18 protein-coding genes are annotated in these 21,009 nt (G+C 70.1%); 12 read left to right on the forward strand and 6 right to left on the reverse strand.

The genetic code is table 11. The features are described from left to right. Nucleotides 1–207: 207 nt before the first annotated feature. Entirely contained in the window at nucleotides 208–1,791 is a 1,584-nt protein-coding gene (locus OG780_RS08980; RefSeq protein ID WP_328446414.1) for an alpha/beta hydrolase, read from the forward strand. Between the two features lie 60 nt (nucleotides 1,792–1,851). Next, nucleotides 1,852–2,415, forward strand: a complete 564-nt coding sequence (locus tag OG780_RS08985) for a GNAT family N-acetyltransferase (RefSeq protein WP_328446416.1) — start codon at nucleotides 1,852–1,854, stop codon at nucleotides 2,413–2,415. Between the two features lie 98 nt (nucleotides 2,416–2,513). Here OG780_RS08985 and OG780_RS08990 read toward each other — a convergent pair whose 3' ends face one another. Continuing rightward, nucleotides 2,514–3,098: an adenylosuccinate lyase gene (locus OG780_RS08990; protein WP_328446419.1), complete on the reverse strand. Its 585-nt coding sequence runs from the start codon at nucleotides 3,096–3,098 to the stop codon at nucleotides 2,514–2,516. A 369-nt stretch (nucleotides 3,099–3,467) separates the two neighbouring features. Between OG780_RS08990 and OG780_RS08995 the strand changes: the two genes are divergently transcribed. The 9 genes from OG780_RS08995 (at nucleotide 3,468) to pssA (ending at nucleotide 14,407) form a co-directional block, all read left to right on the forward strand. Beyond that, entirely contained in the window at nucleotides 3,468–5,273 is a 1,806-nt protein-coding gene (locus tag OG780_RS08995; protein WP_328446421.1) for a 3-hydroxyacyl-CoA dehydrogenase family protein, read from the forward strand. Between the two features lie 136 nt (nucleotides 5,274–5,409). Continuing rightward, nucleotides 5,410–6,222 carry a TetR family transcriptional regulator gene (locus OG780_RS09000; RefSeq protein ID WP_328446423.1) on the forward strand — a complete coding sequence of 271 codons (813 nt, stop codon included), beginning with the start codon at nucleotides 5,410–5,412 and terminating at the stop codon, nucleotides 6,220–6,222. A gap of 427 nt (nucleotides 6,223–6,649) precedes the next feature. Next, on the forward strand, nucleotides 6,650–7,987 hold the full coding sequence (gene ccrA, locus OG780_RS09005) for a crotonyl-CoA carboxylase/reductase (RefSeq protein ID WP_328446425.1): 1,338 nt from the start codon (nucleotides 6,650–6,652) through the stop codon (nucleotides 7,985–7,987). Between the two features lie 9 nt (nucleotides 7,988–7,996). Beyond that, nucleotides 7,997–10,045 (forward strand): protein meaA, encoded by a 2,049-nt coding sequence (locus tag OG780_RS09010; RefSeq protein WP_328446427.1) that lies wholly within the window; start codon nucleotides 7,997–7,999, stop codon nucleotides 10,043–10,045. Further along, entirely contained in the window at nucleotides 10,042–11,007 is a 966-nt protein-coding gene (locus OG780_RS09015; RefSeq protein ID WP_326784643.1) for an HpcH/HpaI aldolase/citrate lyase family protein, read from the forward strand. The genes OG780_RS09010 and OG780_RS09015 overlap by 4 nt, the downstream gene beginning before the upstream one ends. Nucleotides 11,008–11,012: 5 nt before the next feature. After that, nucleotides 11,013–11,540 carry a MaoC family dehydratase gene (locus OG780_RS09020; protein ID WP_261705053.1) on the forward strand — a complete coding sequence of 176 codons (528 nt, stop codon included), beginning with the start codon at nucleotides 11,013–11,015 and terminating at the stop codon, nucleotides 11,538–11,540. A gap of 2 nt (nucleotides 11,541–11,542) precedes the next feature. Further along, nucleotides 11,543–12,748: an acyl-CoA dehydrogenase family protein gene (locus tag OG780_RS09025; RefSeq protein WP_326784644.1), complete on the forward strand. Its 1,206-nt coding sequence runs from the start codon at nucleotides 11,543–11,545 to the stop codon at nucleotides 12,746–12,748. Nucleotides 12,749–12,918: 170 nt separating this feature from the next. Continuing rightward, the gene (locus OG780_RS09030) at nucleotides 12,919–13,566 is read left to right on the forward strand and encodes a phosphatidylserine decarboxylase (RefSeq protein WP_078943298.1); all 648 of its coding nucleotides are present in this window, start codon (nucleotides 12,919–12,921) and stop codon (nucleotides 13,564–13,566) included. 22 nt (nucleotides 13,567–13,588) lie between these two features. After that, nucleotides 13,589–14,407: a CDP-diacylglycerol--serine O-phosphatidyltransferase gene (gene pssA / locus OG780_RS09035; RefSeq protein ID WP_328458001.1), complete on the forward strand. Its 819-nt coding sequence runs from the start codon at nucleotides 13,589–13,591 to the stop codon at nucleotides 14,405–14,407. Between the two features lie 127 nt (nucleotides 14,408–14,534). Here the strand turns inward: pssA and OG780_RS09040 are convergent, their stop codons facing one another. The 5 genes from OG780_RS09040 to OG780_RS09060 all read right to left on the reverse strand — a co-directional run bounded on the left by OG780_RS09040 (nucleotide 14,535) and on the right by OG780_RS09060 (nucleotide 19,496). Continuing rightward, entirely contained in the window at nucleotides 14,535–15,797 is a 1,263-nt protein-coding gene (locus tag OG780_RS09040) for an ABC transporter substrate-binding protein (protein WP_328446437.1), read from the reverse strand. Next, nucleotides 15,794–16,927 carry a branched-chain amino acid ABC transporter permease gene (locus OG780_RS09045; protein WP_443062137.1) on the reverse strand — a complete coding sequence of 378 codons (1,134 nt, stop codon included), beginning with the start codon at nucleotides 16,925–16,927 and terminating at the stop codon, nucleotides 15,794–15,796. Before OG780_RS09045 ends, OG780_RS09040 begins: the two co-directional genes overlap by 4 nt. Continuing rightward, nucleotides 16,920–17,810: a branched-chain amino acid ABC transporter permease gene (locus tag OG780_RS09050; protein ID WP_266763814.1), complete on the reverse strand. Its 891-nt coding sequence runs from the start codon at nucleotides 17,808–17,810 to the stop codon at nucleotides 16,920–16,922. Before OG780_RS09050 ends, OG780_RS09045 begins: the two co-directional genes overlap by 8 nt. Beyond that, the gene (locus OG780_RS09055; protein ID WP_328458005.1) at nucleotides 17,807–18,592 is read right to left on the reverse strand and encodes an ABC transporter ATP-binding protein; all 786 of its coding nucleotides are present in this window, start codon (nucleotides 18,590–18,592) and stop codon (nucleotides 17,807–17,809) included. Before OG780_RS09055 ends, OG780_RS09050 begins: the two co-directional genes overlap by 4 nt. Nucleotides 18,593–18,689: 97 nt before the next feature. Then, a complete protein-coding gene (locus OG780_RS09060) occupies nucleotides 18,690–19,496 on the reverse strand; it encodes an ABC transporter ATP-binding protein (protein WP_328446442.1) in 807 nt (268 codons plus the stop codon). A gap of 180 nt (nucleotides 19,497–19,676) precedes the next feature. Between OG780_RS09060 and OG780_RS09065 the strand changes: the two genes are divergently transcribed. After that, on the forward strand, nucleotides 19,677–20,924 hold the full coding sequence (locus OG780_RS09065; protein ID WP_328446444.1) for a PucR family transcriptional regulator: 1,248 nt from the start codon (nucleotides 19,677–19,679) through the stop codon (nucleotides 20,922–20,924). Nucleotides 20,925–21,009: the final 85 nt, after the last annotated feature.

Here is a 21,009-nt window from a genome sequence, read left to right on the forward strand (position 1 = left end):
ACGACCCGTCACAACGGCTTGTCCCGCGCTTCCGCGAGACCGCCTCCCTGAAGGCCCGGGATGCGACTCGTGACGGCATCCGAGCGCATCCCGCGATCCAATCGGGTCGAGTCTCACCGGAACACGTTCTTCCAGGACCCCTGTCCGGCACGATACGGCGAAGGCCGTGGCGTGCACGGCTCAGAATCCTCCGTCCTGGGAGGCCTTGTGAAAAAACGCGCAGCCGCTCTGTGCGGGGCGGCCGTCGTGCTGGCCGGGATGATCACGTCGATCCCCGCCGAGGCGAGCACCGGCTCCGCCGCCGCACCGCGCACCGCCCGGACCGCGAAACCCGTCTGGAAGAAGTGCGGCACCAGCAACTATCCGACGCTCCAGTGCGCGTCCGTGAAGGTGCCGCTGGACCACACGAACCCCTACAGCGAGCGGATCACCCTCGCTCTGTCCCGCGTCCCGCACACCGCGAAGACGTACCAGGGGCCGCTGCTGGTGAACCCGGGCGGTCCCGGCGGCAGCGGACTGACGCTGGCCGGGTTCGTCGCCTCCGCGCTGCCCAAGGCCGTGGCGGCTCAGTACGACGTCATCGGCTTCGACCCGCGCGGTGTCGGCAGGAGCAAGCCCGCGATCGACTGCGAGCCGGGGCACTTCAAGCCCGTCCGCCCCGACACCGTGCCGAGCACCAGGGCCCTCGAGAAGGCCAACCTCGCCCGCGCCAGGACCTTCGCCGAGGCGTGCGGCACGAAGTACGCGAAGCTGCTGCCGTACCTCGACACGGTGAGCGCGGTCCGTGACATGGACGCGATCCGCGCGGCCCTGGGCGCCAAGAAGATCAACTACTTCGGCTACTCGTACGGCACCTACCTGGGAGCCGTGTACGCCAAGCTGTATCCGCAGCGGGTCCGCCGGCTGGTCCTCGACTCCATCGTCGACCCCACCGGGGTGTGGTACGACGACAACCTCAGCCAGGACTACGCCTTCAACGACCGCCACCTGGCGTTCCTGGCGTGGGTCGCCAAGAACGACGCGGCCTACAAGCTCGGCACCGACCCGGCCGAGGTCGAGGCCAAGTGGTACGCGATGCGCGCGGCGCTCGCCAAGGAACCCGCGCAGAAGAAGGTGGGCGCCTCCGAGCTGGAGGACACCTTCATCCCGGGCGGCTACTACAACGGCTACTGGCCCTACCTCGCCGAGGCGTTCGCTTCCTATGCGAACAGCAAGAACTCGGACGCGCTCGTGGAGGCGTACGAGAACTTCGGGGCCGTGGACGCCGCGGGCGACAACGGCTACAGCGTCTACACGGCGGTCCAGTGCCGTGACGCGTCCTGGCCGCGCGACTGGCGCCAGTGGCGCCGGGACAACTGGGCGGTGTACGGCAAGGCGCCGTTCATGGCCTGGAACAACGCCTGGTACAACGCGCCGTGCGCGTTCTGGCCCACCGGCTCGCTCCGGCCGGTGGACATCTCCAACCGCCGTCTGCCGCCGACGCTGCTCTTCCAGGCGACCGACGACGCGGCCACTCCCTACGAGGGAGGGGTGACCGTCCATCACCAGCTGCGCGGCTCCAGCCTGGTGGTCGAGCAGGGCGGAGGCAACCACGGCATCACGCTGAGCGGCAACGCCTGCCTGGACAAGTACCTGTCGGCCTATCTGGCCGGCGGCAAGGTGCCGCACGGCAGTGGCGAGGCCGACGCGGTGTGCGAGACGCTGCCCGATCCGAAGCCGCTGACCGCGAAGGCCGCGTCCTCCTCGTCACGGGGCGCGACGCTGCACGGACTCCTCGGCCGCCGAGGCTGAACCTCGCCCGCGCGGACGCCCGTCGGGGGCGGTGTCGGACCCATGGTCCACCATGGACCCATGGACGATCCGACACCCATCTCCGCCCCCGGCGGGCTGCAGGTCCGCGAGATGACGCTCGACGACTGTCCGCGCGTGGCGGAGATCCGGGTGCGCGGCTGGCAGGTCGCGTACAAGGGCCTGATACCGCAGCCGTACCTGGACGGACTCAGCGTGGCCGAGGACGCGGCGCGCCGGCGCCGCCACCTCGGACAGGGCGACGGCAGCGTCGTGAACCTGGTCGCGGAGCGCGACGGATCCGTGGTCGGCTGGGCCTGCCACGGACCGCACCGGGACAGCGAAGCGGGGCCCGGGGAAGTCGAGTTGTACGCCATCTACGTACACCCCGATGTGCTGGGCCAGGGGGTCGGCCAAGCCCTGCTGCGGGAGTCCGCGGACCGCTGCGCGGCGGCCGGGCACGAACGCATGCTGCTGTGGGTCCTCAAGGAGAACACCGCGGCCCGCCGCTTCTACGAAAGAGCCGGCTTCGGCCCCGACGGCGCCGAGGAGCCCTTCGAGGCGGCCGGGGTCGCGGTGCCCGAGGTGCGCTACGCCCGCGTACTGACCGGCGCCGGCCGGGACTGACGCAGGCGGGCCGGACCGCGTACGCCTGCACCGGTCCGCCCGGACCCAAACCCACGCCCAGACCCACGCACAGGCACAGGCACTGACAGGCGCGAACCCTAGACCCGGTCCTCGGGCAGCCGGGTCAGCGCGCGCACGGCCGTCTCCGCGAGCGCCGGATGGGCCAGCGCCTCGTTCAGGACCCTTCTGGCGCGGGCGTCACCCAGGACACCCAGACCTTCCGCGCACGCGAGGGCGACCTTGCGGTAGGGGTCGTGCGGGCGCAGCCTGCGCTCCAGGGTGGTGATCAGCGCGGGTACCGCCTCGGGCGCGCGCAGTTCGACCAGGAGCCGTACGGGCTGGAGCGCGTACGCGACCCGCAGCTCGTTGGTGGCGAGCGCCGCGGCGGCACGGGCCGTGCGCGGGTCGCCGAGCCGGGCCAGGGCATGGGCGGCGGACGCGCAGCGTTGCGGATCACGGTGGTTGAGCAGCAGGACGAGCGCTTCGAAGGCCCGCCGGTCCCCTGCCGTGCCGAGCCGGAAGGCGACCAACTCCCGTGCCCAGAGCGGCTGTCCGGGCTCGGTCAGCATCGCGGCCAGCACGTCGGGGTCCGCCGTCCGCGCCAGACGTTCGTAGGCCGCCGAGGCCGAGGCCCCGGCCTCGGCGCGTAGACGCTCCGTGAGTGATCGCAACGCTTCGTCCATGGGCCGAGCTTAGGCAGGCCCATGAGGTGCGGGGACGTACATCACAAAGTCGGGGACTGGCGTGCTCGTTACCGGCGGGTTAAGCTCAGACGAGCGAGTTACCCACTCGTGTCTCACCTCTCGGTGGCCTGGTGACGCAGCCACCGTGAGAGCAGTCGGTTCGGTACTTCAGGTACCTCAGTACGACATGGCTCCGGGACAGGGCCGGTCGGCTTTCACCGCCCATGGGCGCCCGTTCTCCGGCGCTCCGGGACGGCACCGGGCGTGTGCGCTCGTCAGCCCGGAAACACCCGCAACCTCCGCACGGTGTGCGCCTGTCGGCGTACCCGCGTGCGCTCCTCAGTCGTCACCACTTTCTGGAGTCCCGCGATGGCCACTCCCCTGTCCGACACCCCTCTGTCCCCGCTGAAGACCGTCGCCGTCGTCGGCCTCGGCACCATGGGCACCGGCATCGCCGAAGTCCTGACCCGGGCCGGCCGTGACGTGATCGGCATCGACATCAGCGAGGCCGCGGCCGCCCAGGCCGTGGCCACCCTCGAAGCCTCCACCGCCCGCGCCGTGCGACGCGAGCACATGAGCGACGCGGAGCGCACCGACGCCCTCGCCCGCTTCCGTACCTTCACCGACCTCGCGGCCGCCGCCGACGCCGACCTCGTCATCGAGGTGACCCCGGAGTCGTACGACATCAAGCAGCAGGTCTTCCGGGCGCTCGACGGCATCGTGCGCCGCGAGGCGATCCTCGCGACGGGCACCAACGCCCTGTCCGTGACGCGTCTGGCCGCCGACTCGGCCCACCCCGAGCGCGTGCTCGGCCTGCACTTCTTCAACCCGGCGCCCGCGATGAAGCTCGTCGAGGTCGTCTCCTCGGTGCTGACCGCGCCGACGGCCGTGGCCGCGGTCACCGACCTGGCGCTGGAACTCGGGAAGGAGCCCGTCGCGGTGGGCGACCGCCCCGGTTTCGTCGCCGACGGGCTGCTCTTCGGCTACCTCAACCAGGCGGCCGCGATGTACGAGGCGAAGTACGCCTCCCGCGAGGACATCGACGCGGCGATGAAGCTCGGCTGCGGACTGCCCATGGGCCCGCTCGCGCTGCTCGACCTGATCGGCGTGGACACCGCGCGGACCGTCCTGGAGGCGATGTACTCCGAGTCGCGCGACCGGCTGCACGCCCCCGCGCCCATCCTCAAGCAGCTCAGCGAGGCGGGCCTGACCGGTCGCAAGTCCGGTCGCGGCTTCTACTCGTACGAGGCCCCGGGCAGCGACGCCGTCGTGCGGGACGCGCTGACGCCGCTGGAGGGTGCCGTCCTGGCGGAGGGGTGTACGGTCCGTTCGGTGGGTGTGGCCGGCTCCGGCACCATGGCCTCCGGGATCGCCGAGGTCTTCGCCAAGGCCGGGTACGAGGTCGTCCTCGCCGCCCGTACGGAGGAGAAGGCACAGACCGCGAAGGCCCGTATCGGCAAGTCGCTCAACCGCTCTGTCGACAAGGGCCGGATGACGGCCGAGGCGGCGGCGCGGACCCTGGAGCTGATCACGCCGACCGGCAGCTACGACGACTTCGCCGACGTGGACCTGGCACTGGAGGCGGTCGCCGAGGACCTGGAGGTCAAGCAGCAGCTGTTCGGCACGTTCGACAAGGTCTGCAAGCCCGGCGCGATCCTCGCCACCACCACCTCCTCGCTGCCCGTCGTCGCCTGCGCCCGCGCCACCTCGCGCCCGCAGGACGTCATCGGCATGCACTTCTTCAACCCGGCCCCGGCGATGAAGCTCGTCGAGGTCGTGCGGACCGTGCTGACCGCGGACGACGTGCACGCCACGGTGCGCGAGGTCTGCGCCAAGATCCGCAAGCACCCGGTGGACTGCGGTGACCGGGCCGGCTTCATCGTGAACGCGCTGCTGTTCCCGTACCTGAACAACGCGATCAAGATGGTGCAGGAGCACTACGCCTCGCTGGACGACATCGACGCGGCGATGAAGCTGGGCGGCGGCTACCCGATGGGGCCCTTCGAGCTGCTCGACGTGGTCGGTCTCGATGTCTCGCTGGCCATCGAGAAGGTCCTGCACCGCGAGTTCCGGGACCCGGGACTCGCCCCCGCTCCGCTTCTGGAGCACCTGGTGGCCGCGGGCTGCCTCGGCCGCAAGACGGGCCGCGGCTTCCGCGAATATGCCCGCCGCTGAGCGTCCGGGCGACTGGTTCGCGGACGACGCCGACTGGGGCGGACTGCTGGGCCCCGCCGGACACCCCCCGCCCTTCCAGGGCGGGGGGATCCCCGGACATGCGCGCTCTCCTGCGCACATGCAGTACGTTCGGGGCATGCCCCAGCCCGCCAAGTCCTCACGTACACCAGCCACGCCCGACGCGCCGGAGAGCGCCGCGGGCAGTCGCGCGGCGGCCCAACGCCTCAAGATGCGCCGGGAACTGGCGGCCGCGGCCATGGAGCTGTTCGCCGCCAAGGGGTACGAGGCGACCACCGTCGACGAGATCGCGGCCCAGGCCGGAGTGGCCCGCCGTACGTTCTTCCGCCACTTCCGTTCCAAGGAAGAGGCGATCTTCCCCGATCACGACGACACCCTGATCCGGGCCGAGGCGGTACTGAACGCGGCGCCCCCGCACGAACATCCGCTCGACACCGTGTGCCGCGGCATCAAGGAAGTCATGAAGATGTACGCGGCCCAGCCGGAGATCTCCGTCTCCCGCTACAAGCTGACGCGCGAGGTGCCGACGCTGCGCGAGGCGGAGATCGCCTCGGTGGCCCGCTACGAGCGGCTCTTCACACGCTATCTGCTGGGCCATTTCGACGAGCACGCGCACGACGACGACGCCAACGACGATCCGCTGCTCGCCGAGGTCGCCGCGTCGGCCGTGGTCACGGCCCACAACCACGTCCTGCGGCGGTGGCTGCGGGCCGGCGGCCAGGGCGACGTGGAGTCCCAGCTGGACCACGCCTTCGCGATCGTCCGCAAGACCTTCGGCACCGGGATCGGCGCGGGACGGGAGACCGCGCCGCGACAGGCGCCGGCGTCGTCCTTCACCGAGGGGGACGTCCTGGTGACCGTCGCCCGTGTCGACGCACCGCTGGACCAGGTGATGCGCACCATCGAGCAGGCTCTCAAGGAACGGTCGTAGCGACCCGCCGTACACCGACGGCCCACTTTCTCCGACCACGCGCCGGACACGCTCACTTCGAGCGCGTCCGGCGTTTTTTGTGCCCTGTTTTGAGTGCTTTACACCCCGATTTGATCGATCATCGCTCACTTGTTACGTAAAGATTTCACCTGAGCGCAACTTCTGGCACTCCGTGCCTTGTCAGGTGACACGGCGTGCCATACGTTGAAGGAGTCCGGGCGGCCGGCGTGCAGAGACCATTCGTACGCCGGCTGTCCCCGCAAGCCCCATGGGCCTGCGCGCCCGGACGCCTGCGTCACAGGCAACCTCCCGCGCCAACCACAGCGCCGCCAGCACCACCTCCGCCGAACCGACGGCACACCCCTCAGCAGCACCGACGTAACCCTCAGCGTTCCCCCTCAGAACGCGCATCGCCGGAGGCAACACCGTGAAGGAAATCCTGGACGCGATTCAGTCGCAGACGGCCACGTCCGCCGACTTCGCCGCACTTCCGCTCCCCGACTCCTACCGCGCGATCACCGTGCACAAGGACGAGGCGGAGATGTTCGCCGGGCTCAGCAGCCGCGACAAGGACCCCCGCAAGTCGATCCACCTGGACGACGTGCCGGTGCCGGAACTCGGCCCGGGCGAGGCCCTGGTCGCCGTGATGGCCTCCTCCGTGAACTACAACTCGGTCTGGACCTCGATCTTCGAGCCGGTGTCGACCTTCAACTTCCTGGAGCGCTACGGGCGGCTCAGCGATCTCAGCAAGCGCCACGACCTGCCGTACCACATCATCGGTTCGGACCTCGCGGGCGTCGTCCTGCGCACCGGCCCGGGAGTCAACTCCTGGAAGCCCGGCGACGAGGTCGTCGCGCACTGTCTGTCCGTCGAGCTGGAGTCCTCCGACGGCCACAACGACACGATGCTCGACCCCGAGCAGCGCATCTGGGGCTTCGAGACCAACTTCGGCGGCCTCGCCGAGATCGCGCTCGTCAAGTCCAACCAGCTGATGCCCAAGCCGGACCACCTGAGCTGGGAGGAGGCCGCCGCCCCCGGGCTGGTGAACTCCACCGCCTACCGGCAGCTCGTCTCCCGCAACGGCGCCGGCATGAAGCAGGGCGACAACGTCCTGATCTGGGGCGCGAGCGGTGGACTCGGCTCGTACGCGACGCAGTTCGCGCTCGCCGGCGGTGCCAACCCGATCTGCGTCGTCTCCAGCGAGCAGAAGGCGGACATCTGCCGCTCGATGGGCGCCGAGGCGATCATCGACCGCAACGCCGAGGGCTACAAGTTCTGGAAGGACGAGCACACCCAGGACCCGAAGGAGTGGAAGCGCTTCGGCAAGCGCATCCGCGAGTTCACCGGCGGCGAGGACATCGACATCGTCTTCGAGCACCCGGGCCGCGAGACCTTCGGCGCCTCGGTCTACGTCACCCGCAAGGGCGGCACCATCACCACCTGCGCCTCGACCTCGGGCTACATGCACGAGTACGACAACCGCTACCTGTGGATGTCCCTGAAGCGGATCATCGGCTCGCACTTCGCCAACTACCGCGAGGCCTGGGAGGCCAACCGGCTCGTCGCCAAGGGCAAGATCCACCCGACGCTCTCCAAGGTCTACTCCCTGGAGGACACCGGGCAGGCCGCCTACGACGTGCACCGCAACCTCCACCAGGGCAAGGTCGGCGTGCTCGCGCTGGCGCCCGAGGAGGGCCTGGGCGTGCGCAACCAGGAGAAGCGCGCCCAGCACATCGACGCCATCAACCGCTTCCGGAACGTCTGAGGTCCATCCATGACAGAGCGTCAGACAGCCGACGGGCAGAGGGTGAAGGACCGGCCGTGGCTCATGCGGACGTACGCCGGCCACTCCACGGCCGAGGCGTCCAACGAGTTGTACCGGCGCAACCTCGCCAAGGGGCAGACAGGGCTCTCCGTGGCCTTCGACCTGCCGACACAGACGGGCTACGACCCCGACCACATCCTCGCCCGCGGCGAGGTCGGCCGGGTCGGCGTGCCGGTCTCCCACCTCGGTGACATGCGCCGGCTGTTCCAGGACATCCCCCTGGAGCAGATGAACACCTCGATGACGATCAACGCCACCGCCATGTGGCTGCTGGCGCTCTATCAGGTCGTCGCCGAGGAGCAGGGCGCCGACATCACCAAGCTCCAGGGGACGACCCAGAACGACATCGTGAAGGAGTACCTCTCGCGGGGGACGCACGTCTTCCCGCCGGTGCCCTCCCTCCGTCTCACGACGGACATGATCACGTACACGGTCAACCACATCCCCAAGTGGAACCCGATCAACATCTGCAGCTACCACCTGCAGGAGGCGGGCGCCACGCCGGTCCAGGAGATCGCGTACGCGATGTCCACCGCGATCGCCGTCCTGGACGCGGTGTTCGCGTCCGGGCAGATCGCCGAGGACCGCAAGGGCGAGGTCGTGGCCCGTATCTCCTTCTTCGTGAACGCGGGTGTCCGCTTCATCGAGGAGATGTGCAAGATGCGGGCGTTCGGGCGGATCTGGGACAAGATCACGCGTGAGCGGTACGGCATCGAGGACCCCAAGCAGCGGCGCTTCCGGTACGGCGTCCAGGTCAACTCCCTCGGTCTGACCGAGGCGCAGCCGGAGAACAACGTCCAGCGGATCGTGCTGGAGATGCTGGCCGTCACCCTGTCCAAGGACGCCCGCGCGCGTGCCGTCCAACTGCCCGCCTGGAACGAGGCGTTGGGCCTGCCCCGCCCGTGGGACCAGCAGTGGTCGCTGCGCATCCAGCAGGTGCTGGCGCACGAGAGCGACCTGCTGGAGTACGAGGACATCTTCGAGGGCTCGCACGTCATCGAGGCCAAGGTGGCGGCCCTCGTCGAGGAGTCGCTGGCCGAGATCGACCGGATCGAGGCGATGGGCGGCGCGATGGCCGCCGTCGAGTCGGGCTATCTGAAGTCGCAGCTCGTCTCCTCGCACGCCGAGCGCCGGGGCCGCATCGAGGGCGGCACCGACAAGATCGTCGGCGTCAACATCTTCCAGTCGACCGAGCCGAACCCGCTCACGGCCGACCTGGACGCGGCGATCATGACGGTCGACCCCGCGGTCGAGGCCCGGGTGATCTCCGCGCTGGGGACCTGGCGCGACACGCGCTACCAGCCGCCCTTCAACCACCCGCGCCCGTGCAAGGCGCTGGAACGGCTGAAGGAGGCCGCGAAGGGCACCGGCAACCTCATGGAGGCCACCCTGGAGTGCGCCCGCGCCGGTGTCACCACCGGCGAGTGGGCCGGGGCCCTGCGCGAGGTGTTCGGCGAGTTCCGCGCCCCGACCGGTGTCTCGTCGGCGCCCGTCGCGGTCACCGCCGAGGAGGGCACCGCGCTCGCCCTGGTGCGCCGCAAGGTGGAGCTGACCGCCAAGGACCTCGGCGCCGGCAACCTCCGGTTCCTGGTGGGCAAGCCGGGCCTGGACGGGCACTCCAACGGCGCCGAGCAGATCGCCGTGCGGGCCCGCGACGCCGGGTTCGAGGTGGTCTACCAGGGCATCCGGCTCACCCCGGAGCAGATCGTGGACGCGGCCGTGGCCGAGGACGTGCACGCCGTCGGCCTGTCCATCCTGTCCGGCTCGCACGCCCAGCTGGTGCCGGACGTCCTGGAGAAGATGCGCGCGGCCGGCGCGGGCGACATTCCGGTGATCGCGGGCGGGATCATCCCGAACGCCGACGCCGAACAGCTGCGGGCCGCGGGAGTGGCCGCGGTCTTCACACCGAAGGACTTCGACATCACCGGAATCATCGGCCGTATCGTCGACGAGATCCGGAAAGCGAACAAGCTCGACCCCCTGGAGGTCCCCGCATGACCACGCCCGTCAACCGTCTGCGTCCGCGACGTTCCTGCCTGGCGGTGCCGGGCAGCAACCCCCGCTTCCTGGAGAAGGCCCAGGGGCTCCCCGCGGACCAGGTCTTCCTGGACCTGGAGGACGCGTGCGCGCCGCTGGCCAAGCCCGACGCCCGGCACACCATCGTCAAGTTCCTCAACGAGGGTGACTGGACCGGCAAGACGCGGGTCGTGCGCGTCAACGACTGGACCACCGAGTGGACGTACCGCGATGTCGTCACGGTCGTCGAGGGCGCGGGCCAGAACCTCGACTGCATCATGCTGCCGAAGGTCCAGACGGCCCAGCAGGTCGTGGCGCTGGATCTGCTGCTGACGCAGATCGAGAAGACGATGGGCTTCGAGGTCGGCAAGATCGGCATCGAGGCGCAGATCGAGAACGCCCAGGGCCTGAACAACGTCAACGAGATCGCCACGGCCTCGCAGCGCGTGGAGACGATCATCTTCGGCCCGGCCGACTTCATGGCGTCGATCAACATGAAGTCGCTGGTCGTGGGTGAGCAGCCGCCCGGCTACCCGGCGGACGCCTACCACTACATCCTGATGAAGATCCTGATGGCCGCGCGCGCCAACAACCTCCAGGCGATCGACGGTCCCTACCTCCAGATCCGCAACATCGACGGCTACCGCGCGGTCGCCCAGCGCGCCGCCGCCCTCGGCTTCGACGGCAAGTGGGTGCTGCACCCGGGTCAGGTGGAGGCCTCCAACGAGATCTTCTCCCCCTCGCAGGAGGACTTCGACCACGCCGAGCTGATCCTGGACGCGTACGACTACTACACGTCCGAGGCGGGCGGCAAGAAGGGCTCCGCGATGCTCGGCGACGAGATGATCGACGAGGCCAGCCGCAAGATGGCGCTCGTCATCTCGGGCAAGGGCCGGGCCGCCGGCATGCAGCGCACCACCTCGTTCGAAGCCCCGGAGGCCTGAGCACCATGCAGTTCGGACGCACCTACGAAGAGTTCGAGGTCGGGGCGGTCTACAAGCACTGGCCCGGGAAGACGGTCACGGAGTACGACGACCACCTCTTCTGTCTGCTGACCATGAACCACCACCCCCTCCACATGGACAGCAACTATGCGGAGAAGACGACCGATTTCGGCAAGAACGTCGTCGTGGGCAACTACATCTACTCGCTGCTCCTCGGCATGTCCGTGCCGGACGTCTCGGGCAAGGCGATCGCCAACCTGGAGGTCGAGTCGCTGAAGCACGTGGCGCCGACCTTCCACGGCGACACGATCTACGGCGAGACCACGGTCCTCGACAAGACGCCCTCCCGGTCCAAGTCGGACCGCGGGATCGTCTACGTGGAGACCAAGGGCTACAAGCAGGACGGCACGCTGGTCTGCGTGTTCCGCCGCAAGGTGATGGTCCCCACCGAGACGTACATCAAGGAGCGCGGCGGCGAGCAGCCCGGCCGGCCCGAACTCACCGCCCCGGCGGAGAAGAAGACGGAGAAGTAGTCATGGCGCGACTCGCCCAGACCGCCGGTCTGACCGATGTCCAGCGGGAGATCCTCTCCACGGTCCGCGATTTCGTGGACAAGGAGATCATCCCGGTCGCCACCGAGCTGGAGCACCGCGACGAGTACCCGCAAGCGATCGTCGACGGCCTCAAGGAGCTGGGCCTCTTCGGGCTGATGATCCCCGAGGAGTACGGCGGTCTCGGCGAGTCCCTCCTCACGTACGCGCTGTGCGTCGAGGAGATCGCCCGTGGCTGGATGTCGGTCTCCGGCATCATCAACACCCACTTCATCGTGGCGTACATGCTCAAGCAGCACGGGACGCAGGAGCAGAAGGACTACTTCCTGCCCCGCATGGCGCTCGGTGAGACGCGCGGCGCCTTCTCGATGTCGGAGCCGGCGCTCGGCTCGGATGTGTCGGCGATCACATCCAAGGCGGTCAAGGACGGCGACGAGTACGTCCTGAACGGCCAGAAGATGTGGCTGACGAACGGTGGATCATCGAATCTGGTGGCCGTCCTCGTCCGGAGTGACGAAGGACACCCCGAGGGTACGGCGCCCCACAAGTCGATGACGACCTTCCTCGTGGAGAAGGAGCCCGGCTTCGGAGAGGTCCGTCCCGGCCTCACCATCCCCGGGAAGATCGACAAGATGGGTTACAAGGGGGTCGACACCACCGAACTCATCATGGACGGACTGCGCATTCCGGCCAATCGGGTCCTCGGCGGCACCACCGGCCGAGGGTTTTACCAAATGATGGACGGAGTCGAGGTCGGCCGCGTCAATGTCGCGGCTCGTGGCTGCGGCGTCGCACAGCGTGCATTTGAGCTCGGCGTCTCATATGCCCAGCAACGTCACACTTTCGGCAAAGCCATCGCCCAGCACCAGGCGATCCAGTTCAAGTTGGCCGAGATGGCTACCAAGGTCGAGGCCGCCCATGCAATGATGGTGAACGCGGCTCGCAAAAAGGACTCCGGGGAACGAAACGACCTCGAAGCAGGGATGGCGAAGTACCTCGCCTCCGAGTACTGCAAAGAGGTCGTGGAAGATGCTTTCCGGATCCACGGCGGCTACGGCTTCTCCAAGGAGTACGAGATCGAGCGCCTCTACCGTGAGGCACCGATGCTGCTGATCGGCGAGGGTACCGCCGAGATCCAGAAAATGATCATCGGGCGCCGACTGCTCGAAGAGTATCGACTCCAGGGCTAGATGTCCGGGTTCGGGGTGTTTTCTTCGCGAAGAAGATCACACCCCGTCAGCTCTCTTCAGCCGTCGACTCCGCATCTTGGCTTGCCCAGTTGCGGTCTGCGACCGGTACGATCGCGTGAAAGCCGCCGTCCCCCGTTCGAGCGCGGCATCATCCGCTACGAAGGTCATCCATGCCCCACAGCCAAACCTCTGCACCTCGCGGCCGGGTCCGCCTCGCGCGCGGAGCATCGCCGTGGCTTCTCCCGACCGTTGCCACCGCAGCACTCAGCCTGGCCCGTTCGCGCCGTTCCGGCGCGGCCAAGGCCGTGGCCGTACCCGCCACCGCGCTCGCGGCCGGGATGCTGTGGTTCTTCCGCGACCCCGAGCGTGAGATCACGCAGGGCCGGGTCATCTCGCCCGCCGACGGAGTGGTGCAGAGCATCATGCCGTGGAAGGACGGGCGCACCCGCGTCGCGATCTTCATGAGCCCGCTCAACGTCCACGTCAACCGCGCGCCACTCTCCGGCACGGTGACGTCGGTCGAGCACATCCCCGGTGGGTTCGTCCCGGCGTTCAACAAGGAGAGCGAGAACAACGAGCGCGTCGTCTGGCACTTCGACACCGAGCTCGGTGACATCGAGATGATCCAGATCGCCGGCGCCGTCGCCCGTCGCATCGTGCCCTACATCCCACAGGGGACGAAGGTCGAGCAGGGTGACCGGATCGGCCTGATCCGCTTCGGCTCTCGCGTGGACATCTACCTCCCCGAGGGTGTCGAGGTCGACGTGGAGGTCGGTCAGAAGACCGTGGCTGGGGTGACTCGAATTGACCGTGATTGATCCCGAGACACAGGCCGGCTGGGTGCCGGAGGCCGATGAGGTGGACGACGACGAGGAGATGCCTCTCTCGCTCCGCCTCTCGATAGCGGACACGCTGACGCTGGGCAACGCGACCTGCGGATTCATGGCGGTGTACTACACCACCACCGGCATCCTGATCCCGCACCTCACGGGCAGCGACGAGTCGGGCATGGCCCGTCACTCCGCCGCGACGGCCGTGATCCTCATGCTCTGCGCCGCGGTCTTCGACCTGTTCGACGGCCTGGTGGCCCGCAAGCTGCGCTCCTCCCCCATGGGCGCCGAGCTGGACAACCTGTCCGACCTGATCAGCTTCGGTCTCGCGCCGGCGTACTTCGTGCTGGTCTACGGCATGGTCGCGGACGACGCCTACCAGAAGGTGGCGGCGGTCGGAGCGATCGTGGTGCTCCTGGCCGTGGTGCTGAGGCTCGCGAGATTCTCCTGCGTCACGGTGAAGGACGGCACCTTCCAGGGCATGCCGAGCCCGTTCGGCGCGCTGACGGTGGTCTCGATCATCCTGCTGGAGCTGCCCTTCGTCGCCACGCTCATGGCGATCATGGGCACCGCGTGGCTGATGGTGAGCCGGGTCGAGTACCCCAAGCCGCGCGGCCGCCTCGCGGTGGCGATGCTCTCCTGGATCGTGCTCTCGATGGCGCTCCTGGCGGCCTGGGCGTTCGACGCCCCCGGCGGCCAGCTGCTCCTCCAGACCGGCTGCGCGCTGCAGCTGGTCATGGGCGCGGTGATCCCGCTGTTCGCCACGGCCCGCCGGGTGAACAACTTCCGGGGCAACCGACGTGAGGCGCGAGCCGCACAGCTCCCGTAACACCCCGTACGACACGGAAGGGCCCCGAACCACACGGTTCGGGGCCCTTCCGCTGTGCGGACCGACTGCGCTCCCGTGCGCCCCCGCGCGGGAGCGCAGTGGGTCATGCGCCGGGCGTGCGCCGGAATCAGGCGCCGGGTGTGTACCCCTGGGCGACGGACGAGGCCTCCGCCTCACGGACGACCTTCATCCCGCCCACGGCGTTCTTGTCGGGCTGGAGGATGACGCTCTCCTTCGACGACGCCGACTTCGGGTCGGTGAAGTCCTGGGGGATGCCGAAGCCCGGGTCGAACCCCTTGATGGTCAGGAGGGCCTTGTCGACGCCCTCGCGGGTGAGGTCCTTGGCCTCGCAGGCCTTCTTCAGCGCCTCGCCGAACGCCGACGCGGCCGTCCAGCCCGCCACCACGCCGTTGTCCAGGGAGTCCTTCGGATAGGCGGCCTTGTAGTCCGCGACCAGCTTCTTCGCCTTCGGCGTGTCCGCGCCGACCGGCAGCGAGGGGTTCGCGACGTAGTAGTTCGCCTCCAGCGCCGGGGCCGCCGCGGTGGCCAGGAGCTGCGGGGCGAACGCCGAGTTGTTGCCGATGATCGGCACATTGAACTTGCCCGCCGCCGCGACCCCGACGAGCGAGGCCGCCTGCCGCGGTCCCGCGCTGATCACGATGGCCTTCACCCCGGCCTTCTTCAGCGCGACGACCTGGCCGGTCATGTCGTTGTCCGTGGGTTTGATCTTCTGCTCGACGACCTTGAGACCCGCCTGCTTCGCCATGTACCGGGAGCCCGTCAGAGCGTTCTCTCCGTAGTCGCCCTCGAAGTACACATGGCCGATGCTGTCGCCCTTCTTCAGGCCCTTCTCCTTCATCAGGAAGTCGATCGCGTTGATCGTCTCGATGTCGTACGTGGAGCCGATGGGCCGGATGTACGGGCTGCCCAGCAGGGTGGCCGACCAGGCCTGCGGCAGGACCAGGGCCTTGTCCTGGCCGTCGATGCGCTGCTTGACGGCCGCGACGAACGGCGAGCCGATGAACTGGGTGAAGCCCAGCACCTTCGGTGCCAGCTCCGTGTAGCCGGAGACGGCCTTCTGCGGGTCGTAGCCGTGGTCGCGGACCGTCAGCGCCAGCTTGTAGCCGCAGACACCGCCGGCGGCGTTGGTCTGCTTCACGTAGAGCTGCTGGGCCTGGGTGACGCTCTTGCCGAGCGTCGCGTAGACACCGCTCATGTCGGTGAGCACTCCGAGGTTGATCGTCTTCCCGGAGATCCCCTCGCCGGTCTTCACCCCGCCGGCGGCCCCCTTGTCGCCGTCGTCGTCCTTGGCCTTGGAGCTGCATCCGGCCAGCACGAGCAGGGCGGCCAGCGCCCCCGCGGCCAGCCTCGCGGTGTGTGTCGTTCTCATTGTTCCTCCCCTGGAGTGGCCCCGGGACGGGGCGTTGCGCGAAGCCGGGCGGCCACCCTGACCAGACCGCCCGGAAGGAAAAGCACCACCGCCACGACAGCGGCGCCGTACAGGTACCGGGCCGCCTCACCCGGCGCGATCCCGCCCATGCCCGGGTCGGAGACCAGGGGGAGGGTGTCGCTGTAGCGGGTCAGCAGCTGGGGCAGCAGCGAGACGAACACGGCCCCGGCGACCGCCCCGGCCACCGAGCCGAGGCCGCCGATGACGATCATGGCCAGATAGTCGAGCGAGAGAGTGATCCCGAAGTAGTCGGGCACCGTGCGCTGGAAGACCAGGGCGAGCAGCACCCCGGCCAGGCCCGCGTACATCGAGGACAGGACGAAGACACCGGCGCGGTACCGGGCGACGGGCACGCCGATCACCCCGGCCGCGATCCGGTGGTCGCGGATCGCGTTCATCGCCCGGCCGGGCCGGCCACGCAGCACCCCTCGGGCGAACAGCCCGCAGCCGAGGAGCAGCAGCAGACCCACGTACCAGAGCTTCTCGGCCGAGCCGAAGGGCACGTTCGCGACGACCAGCTCGCGGTCGTCGAAGGTGAGCCCGAAGAGGCTGAGCGGCGGTACGTCGCGGCCGTTGAAGCCGCCCGTCAGATCCCGGGCGTTGAACAGGACGTGCTGTCCGATGAAGATCAGGGCGAGCGTGGCGATGCCGAGGTAGGCGCCGCGCAGCCGTCCCGCGATCGGACTGAACAGGCCTCCGGCGATCCCGGAGACGGCCACGGCGAGCACGGCCGCGAGCCAGGCGGGCAGTCCGAGCCCGGTCAGACCGTCGCCCCCGTCGGCGGCGAACACGCAGTACCCGTAGGCGCCGACCGCGAGGAAGAAGGCGTGCCCCATGGAGAGCTGTCCGGTCGCGCCGGTCAGGAGGTTCAGGCCGATGGCGCCGATCGCGGCGGCCATCGCGAACAGTCCGGACTGCAGCCAGAAGCGGTCGACGTAGAAGGGCAGCGCGAGCAGCAGGACGGCGCCGGCCGTCCCGGCGGCGGTCCGGACCGCGGGGAGCCGGATCGTGCGCCGGCGGGCGGGGCGGGAGGCGCTGCCCGCCTCGTCGTGGGTGAGGACCTCAGACACGGGCGAGCTCCTTCGTGCCGAACAGCCCGGCGGGCCGGATGAGCAGGATCGCGACCATGACCACGTAGGGCGCGAGGTCGCCGAGGCCGCGCCCGAGGAAGGTGAGGTCGCTCTGGTAGCCGGTGGCCAGGGACTCGGTGACGCCGACGAGGAGTCCGCCGACCAGCGCGCCGGTCGTCGAGTCGAGGCCGCCGAGGATCGCCGCGGGGAACGCCTTGAGCGCGGCCAGCGAGGTGGCGCGTTCGAGGCCGGGTGTCGGGAAGACGGTCAGGAACAGCGCGGCGACGGCCGCGAGGCCGCCGGCCACCGCCCAGGCCCCCAGCGACACCCGGCCGAGCCGGACCCCCATCAGGGCGGCGGTCTCCGGGCTCTCCGCGGCGGCGCGCATCGCCACGCCCCAGGACGTGTAGCGAAAGGCCAGCAGGAAGGCCGTGATGAGCAGGGCCGCCGCGACGAACGCGGCGATCCGGGTGTGGGCGATGGAGACGGGGCCGACGGTGAGGACGGCGTTGCCCCAGGGGTCGCCCAGCGCCAGCACGTCCGTACCGATCCGCCGGGTCAGCTCGGTGGTGAGCAGGATGTCGACGCCGATGGTGACGATGGCGAGGACGCTCTGGTCGGAGCCCCGGTAGCGGCGCATCACCAGGAACTCCACGGCGGCCCCCACCAGCGCGGCGCCCGCGACCCCGGCGAGCAGGGCGGGCCAGAAGCCGATGTCGTCGTGGAGGGTCGCGGTGACATAGCCGCCCGCGAGCAGCAGGGAGGCGTGCGCGAAGTTGACGACCTCGGTGGCCCGGAAGATGACGACGAAGCCCAGGGCGATGAGGGCGTAGACGGAGCCCATGGACAGGCCGTTGAGCAGGAGTTCGACGAAGGTGCTCATGACGCGGTCTCCTCTGGCTCGGCGCGCTCGCCCAGATAGGCACGCACCACCGCCGGATCGTTCTGTACGTCTGCGGGGGCGCCGTCGGCGATCCGGCGCCCGAAGTCGAGTACGGTCACCGCGTCCGCGAGCCGCATCACCACCCCCATGTCGTGTTCCACGAGCACGATCGAGATGCCGAGGCTGTCGCGGACCCCCGCGACGACCGCGGCGGTTCGGCGCCGTTCGTCGGCGGTCATGCCGGCGACGGGTTCGTCCAGGAGCAGGACCCGGGGCTCCATGCACAGGGCCCGGGCGAGTTCGGCGAGCTTCTGCTGCCCGTACGGGAGCGAACCGGCGGGCCGGCCGAGCTGTCCCTGAAGGCCCACGAACGCGGCGATCTCGCGGACGCGTTCGCGGTGGCGCCGGTCCTCGCGGGCCGCCGAGGGCAGCCGCAGCCCGGCGGCCAGGAATCCGGCGCGGGTCAGCCGGTGCCGGCCGAGCATCAGGCAGTCCTCGACCGTGGCGTGCGGGGGCAGGGCGAGGTTCTGGAAGATCCGGGCCACGCCGAGCCCGGCGATCTTGTGGGGCGGCAGGCCGGTGAGCTCGTGCTCCCCGAGGCGGACGCTTCCGGCGGCGGGCCGGCACACACCGGACAGCACGTTGAAGCAGGTGGACTTCCCGGCGCCGTTCGGGCCGATGAGGGCGTGCACGGTGCCCGGCCGCACGGTGAAGCTCACCGCGTCGAGCGCGGTCAGCCCGGCGAAGCGGACGGTCACGTCCCGGACGTCGAGCGACGGGATGCGAGAGGGCAGGGCCTCCGGAGCGGCCGGGTGGGCCGGCGCGGTTGCCGGAGCGGCCGTGCGGGCCGGCGCGTTGGCGCGTTCTTCCACGGTGGGTTCACCCCTTCCAGCGGGTCAGGGACGGAAGGCCGTCGGGCGTGGCCGCCCCGTCGGCCGCGGCGTCCTCGTCGACCACGCCGAGGTAGCGGCGGCGCACCTCGTCGGAGGCGGCGAGTTCGTCCGTGGGACCGGACAGGGTGACCTCGCCGACCTCCAGGACGTAGGCACGGGACGCGAGGCGCAGGGCGAGGGCGGCGTTCTGTTCGACGAGCAGGACGGAGGTGCCCTGTTCGTTGATCTCCCGCACGGTGTCGGCGATCCGCGCGGCCATCAGCGGAGCGAGCCCGAGGGAGGGCTCGTCGAGCAGCAGCACCCTGGGAGCGCCCATGAGCGCCCGGCCGACCGCGAGCATCTGCTGTTCCCCGCCGGACAGCAGCCCCGCCCGCTGGTCGGCGCGTTCGGCGAGGACGGGGAACAGCTCGTGCACCCGCCGCAGGGCGCGCGCCCTGCCGACGCGGCCGCCGGTGCCGCCGAGGGCTCCGGCGCGCAGATTGTCCGCGACCGTCATCCGGCTGAACACCCGCCGCCCTTCCGGGACCTGGGACACCCCGGCGGCCACCACCCGGTCCGGCGGCAGCCGGTCCAGCGGGCGTCCACCGAGAGTGACCGTGCCACCGGTGACCGCTCCCCCGTGGAAGGAGAGGGTCCGGCACACCGCCCGCAGCAGCGTCGTCTTGCCCGCGCCATTGCCGCCGAGGACCGTCACCACGGCTGCCTCGGGCACCTCCAACGACACATGACGCAGTGCGCGTACGGGGCCGTATCCGACCGACAGTTCCCGCACGAGCAGAGCGGAACCGCCCATGGCATCTCCCTTGTCCTCGCTCGGTGTGGCGCTCACCTCAGCACCGGCGGAGACCCCCGTCCACGGGCTGCGGCCGAAACGCGGCGGGAGCCCACCGGTGGCGCCCGCCCGTTGTGCACGCGCACAACACCGCGTGTCAGGGGCCTGTGCGACCCCGTGCACCGGTGGCATCCTCCGGCCATGGGAGGGCGCAGACCGCGGACCGGTCATGACTGGAAGCTGCTCGCGGAGTCGTGTACGGCTCTGCTGGAACGGCTGCCCGAGCTCGTCGACGAGCACGTCAGGCAGCTCACCGAGTACTCCCCCGTCTACGGACAGGTGCTGCCGTACGACCAGCAGTGGCGGGAGGCGGAGACCGCGATGCGCATCGGCATCAAGGCGATCTCCGCGCCGCGGGACTCACCGCGCCGCGATCTGGAGCACGCCGAGGAGGCGGGACGGCGGCGGGCCCACCAGGGGCTGCCGCTCGAACTCCTGGTGCACGCCTACCGTGCCGCGGGCTATCTGGTGTGGGACGCGCTGATGGAGAGCGCGGCGAGCCGGGAGCCCGAGCGGCTCACGGTGCTCATGCGGTGCGCCACGATGGTGTGGTCGGCCGTGGACGCGCAGGCCACGACCGCGTCGGAGTCCTACCTCGCCACGGAACGGGAGCTACGACGGCGCACGGACGAGCAGTTGCAGGCCCTGCTCGACGCGCTGCTTGAGGGTCAGGAGGCACCGGGGCTCGCGGCGCGGGCGGCGGCCGGGCTCGATCTGCCCGAACACGGACCGTATGCCGTCGTCGTGCTGCGGACGGAGCGCCACGACGGACGGGACGTCTGCGTCCGGCCGATGGTGGGCGCGGGGCTGCGGTTCATCTGGCGGATGCGGGCCGACTGCGAGATCGCGGTGGTTGCGCTCGACGCCGGACAGGGCCTGGACGGGGTGGCCCGGCTGCTGGACGGACGGCGCTCGGGTCCGGGCGGCATCAGTCCCGTGGTCTCGGGTCTGGGCGAGCTGGGGCGGGCCCGGCGGTGGGCCGAACTGGCGCTGCGCACCTGTCCGCCGGACGCGACCGGTGTCGTACGCCTGGATCAGCGGATGCCGACGGCGCTCGTCGTGAGCCAGCCGGAGCTGGCGGCCCGGCTGGTGTCCGAGGTGTTCGGCACGCTGCTCGAACTCGAACCCGGGGACCGGGCCGTGCTGATCGAGACGCTGGACATGTGGCTGGCCTGCGAGGGTTCCGCGGGACGCGCGGCCGGACGTCTGTACTGCCACCGGAACACCGTGTTCAACCGCCTGCGCCGACTGGAACAGCTCACCTCCCGCTCACTGGCCCGCCCCCGCGACCTGATCGAGATGACCCTGGCCCTGGACGCCTACCGGCTGGCGGGCGCCGCGCCGGTCACGGGGTCGGGGCCGGGGCCGGGGCCGGGGCCGGGACGGTGAACCGGGAGCGGCCGGTCCGCGGCACGGCCCACGACGCCGAGGAGGGCGAGGACGACGGCGGACCGTCCTCGGCCCACGACGCCGA

The sequence above is a fragment of the Streptomyces sp. NBC_00386 genome (assembly GCF_036063235.1).
Taxonomy (GTDB): domain Bacteria; phylum Actinomycetota; class Actinomycetes; order Streptomycetales; family Streptomycetaceae; genus Streptomyces.

Bases quoted from the DNA above. Each gene is read 5' to 3' on its own strand.
- OG780_RS09065 (WP_328446444.1), top strand. From the start codon at position 19,677: ATGGGAGGGCGCAGACCGCGGACCGGTCATGACTGGAAGCTGCTCGCG.
- OG780_RS09050 (WP_266763814.1), bottom strand. From the start codon at position 17,810: ATGAGCACCTTCGTCGAACTCCTGCTCAACGGCCTGTCCATGGGCTCC.
- OG780_RS09015 (WP_326784643.1), top strand. From the start codon at position 10,042: ATGACCACGCCCGTCAACCGTCTGCGTCCGCGACGTTCCTGCCTGGCG.
- OG780_RS08995 (WP_328446421.1), top strand. From the start codon at position 3,468: ATGGCCACTCCCCTGTCCGACACCCCTCTGTCCCCGCTGAAGACCGTC.
- OG780_RS08985 (WP_328446416.1), top strand. From the start codon at position 1,852: ATGGACGATCCGACACCCATCTCCGCCCCCGGCGGGCTGCAGGTCCGC.
- OG780_RS08990 (WP_328446419.1), bottom strand. From the start codon at position 3,098: ATGGACGAAGCGTTGCGATCACTCACGGAGCGTCTACGCGCCGAGGCC.
- OG780_RS09010 (WP_328446427.1), top strand. From the start codon at position 7,997: ATGACAGAGCGTCAGACAGCCGACGGGCAGAGGGTGAAGGACCGGCCG.
- OG780_RS09020 (WP_261705053.1), top strand. From the start codon at position 11,013: ATGCAGTTCGGACGCACCTACGAAGAGTTCGAGGTCGGGGCGGTCTAC.
- OG780_RS09040 (WP_328446437.1), bottom strand. From the start codon at position 15,797: ATGAGAACGACACACACCGCGAGGCTGGCCGCGGGGGCGCTGGCCGCC.
- OG780_RS09025 (WP_326784644.1), top strand. From the start codon at position 11,543: ATGGCGCGACTCGCCCAGACCGCCGGTCTGACCGATGTCCAGCGGGAG.
- OG780_RS09030 (WP_078943298.1), top strand. From the start codon at position 12,919: ATGCCCCACAGCCAAACCTCTGCACCTCGCGGCCGGGTCCGCCTCGCG.
- OG780_RS09060 (WP_328446442.1), bottom strand. From the start codon at position 19,496: ATGGGCGGTTCCGCTCTGCTCGTGCGGGAACTGTCGGTCGGATACGGC.
- OG780_RS09000 (WP_328446423.1), top strand. From the start codon at position 5,410: ATGCCCCAGCCCGCCAAGTCCTCACGTACACCAGCCACGCCCGACGCG.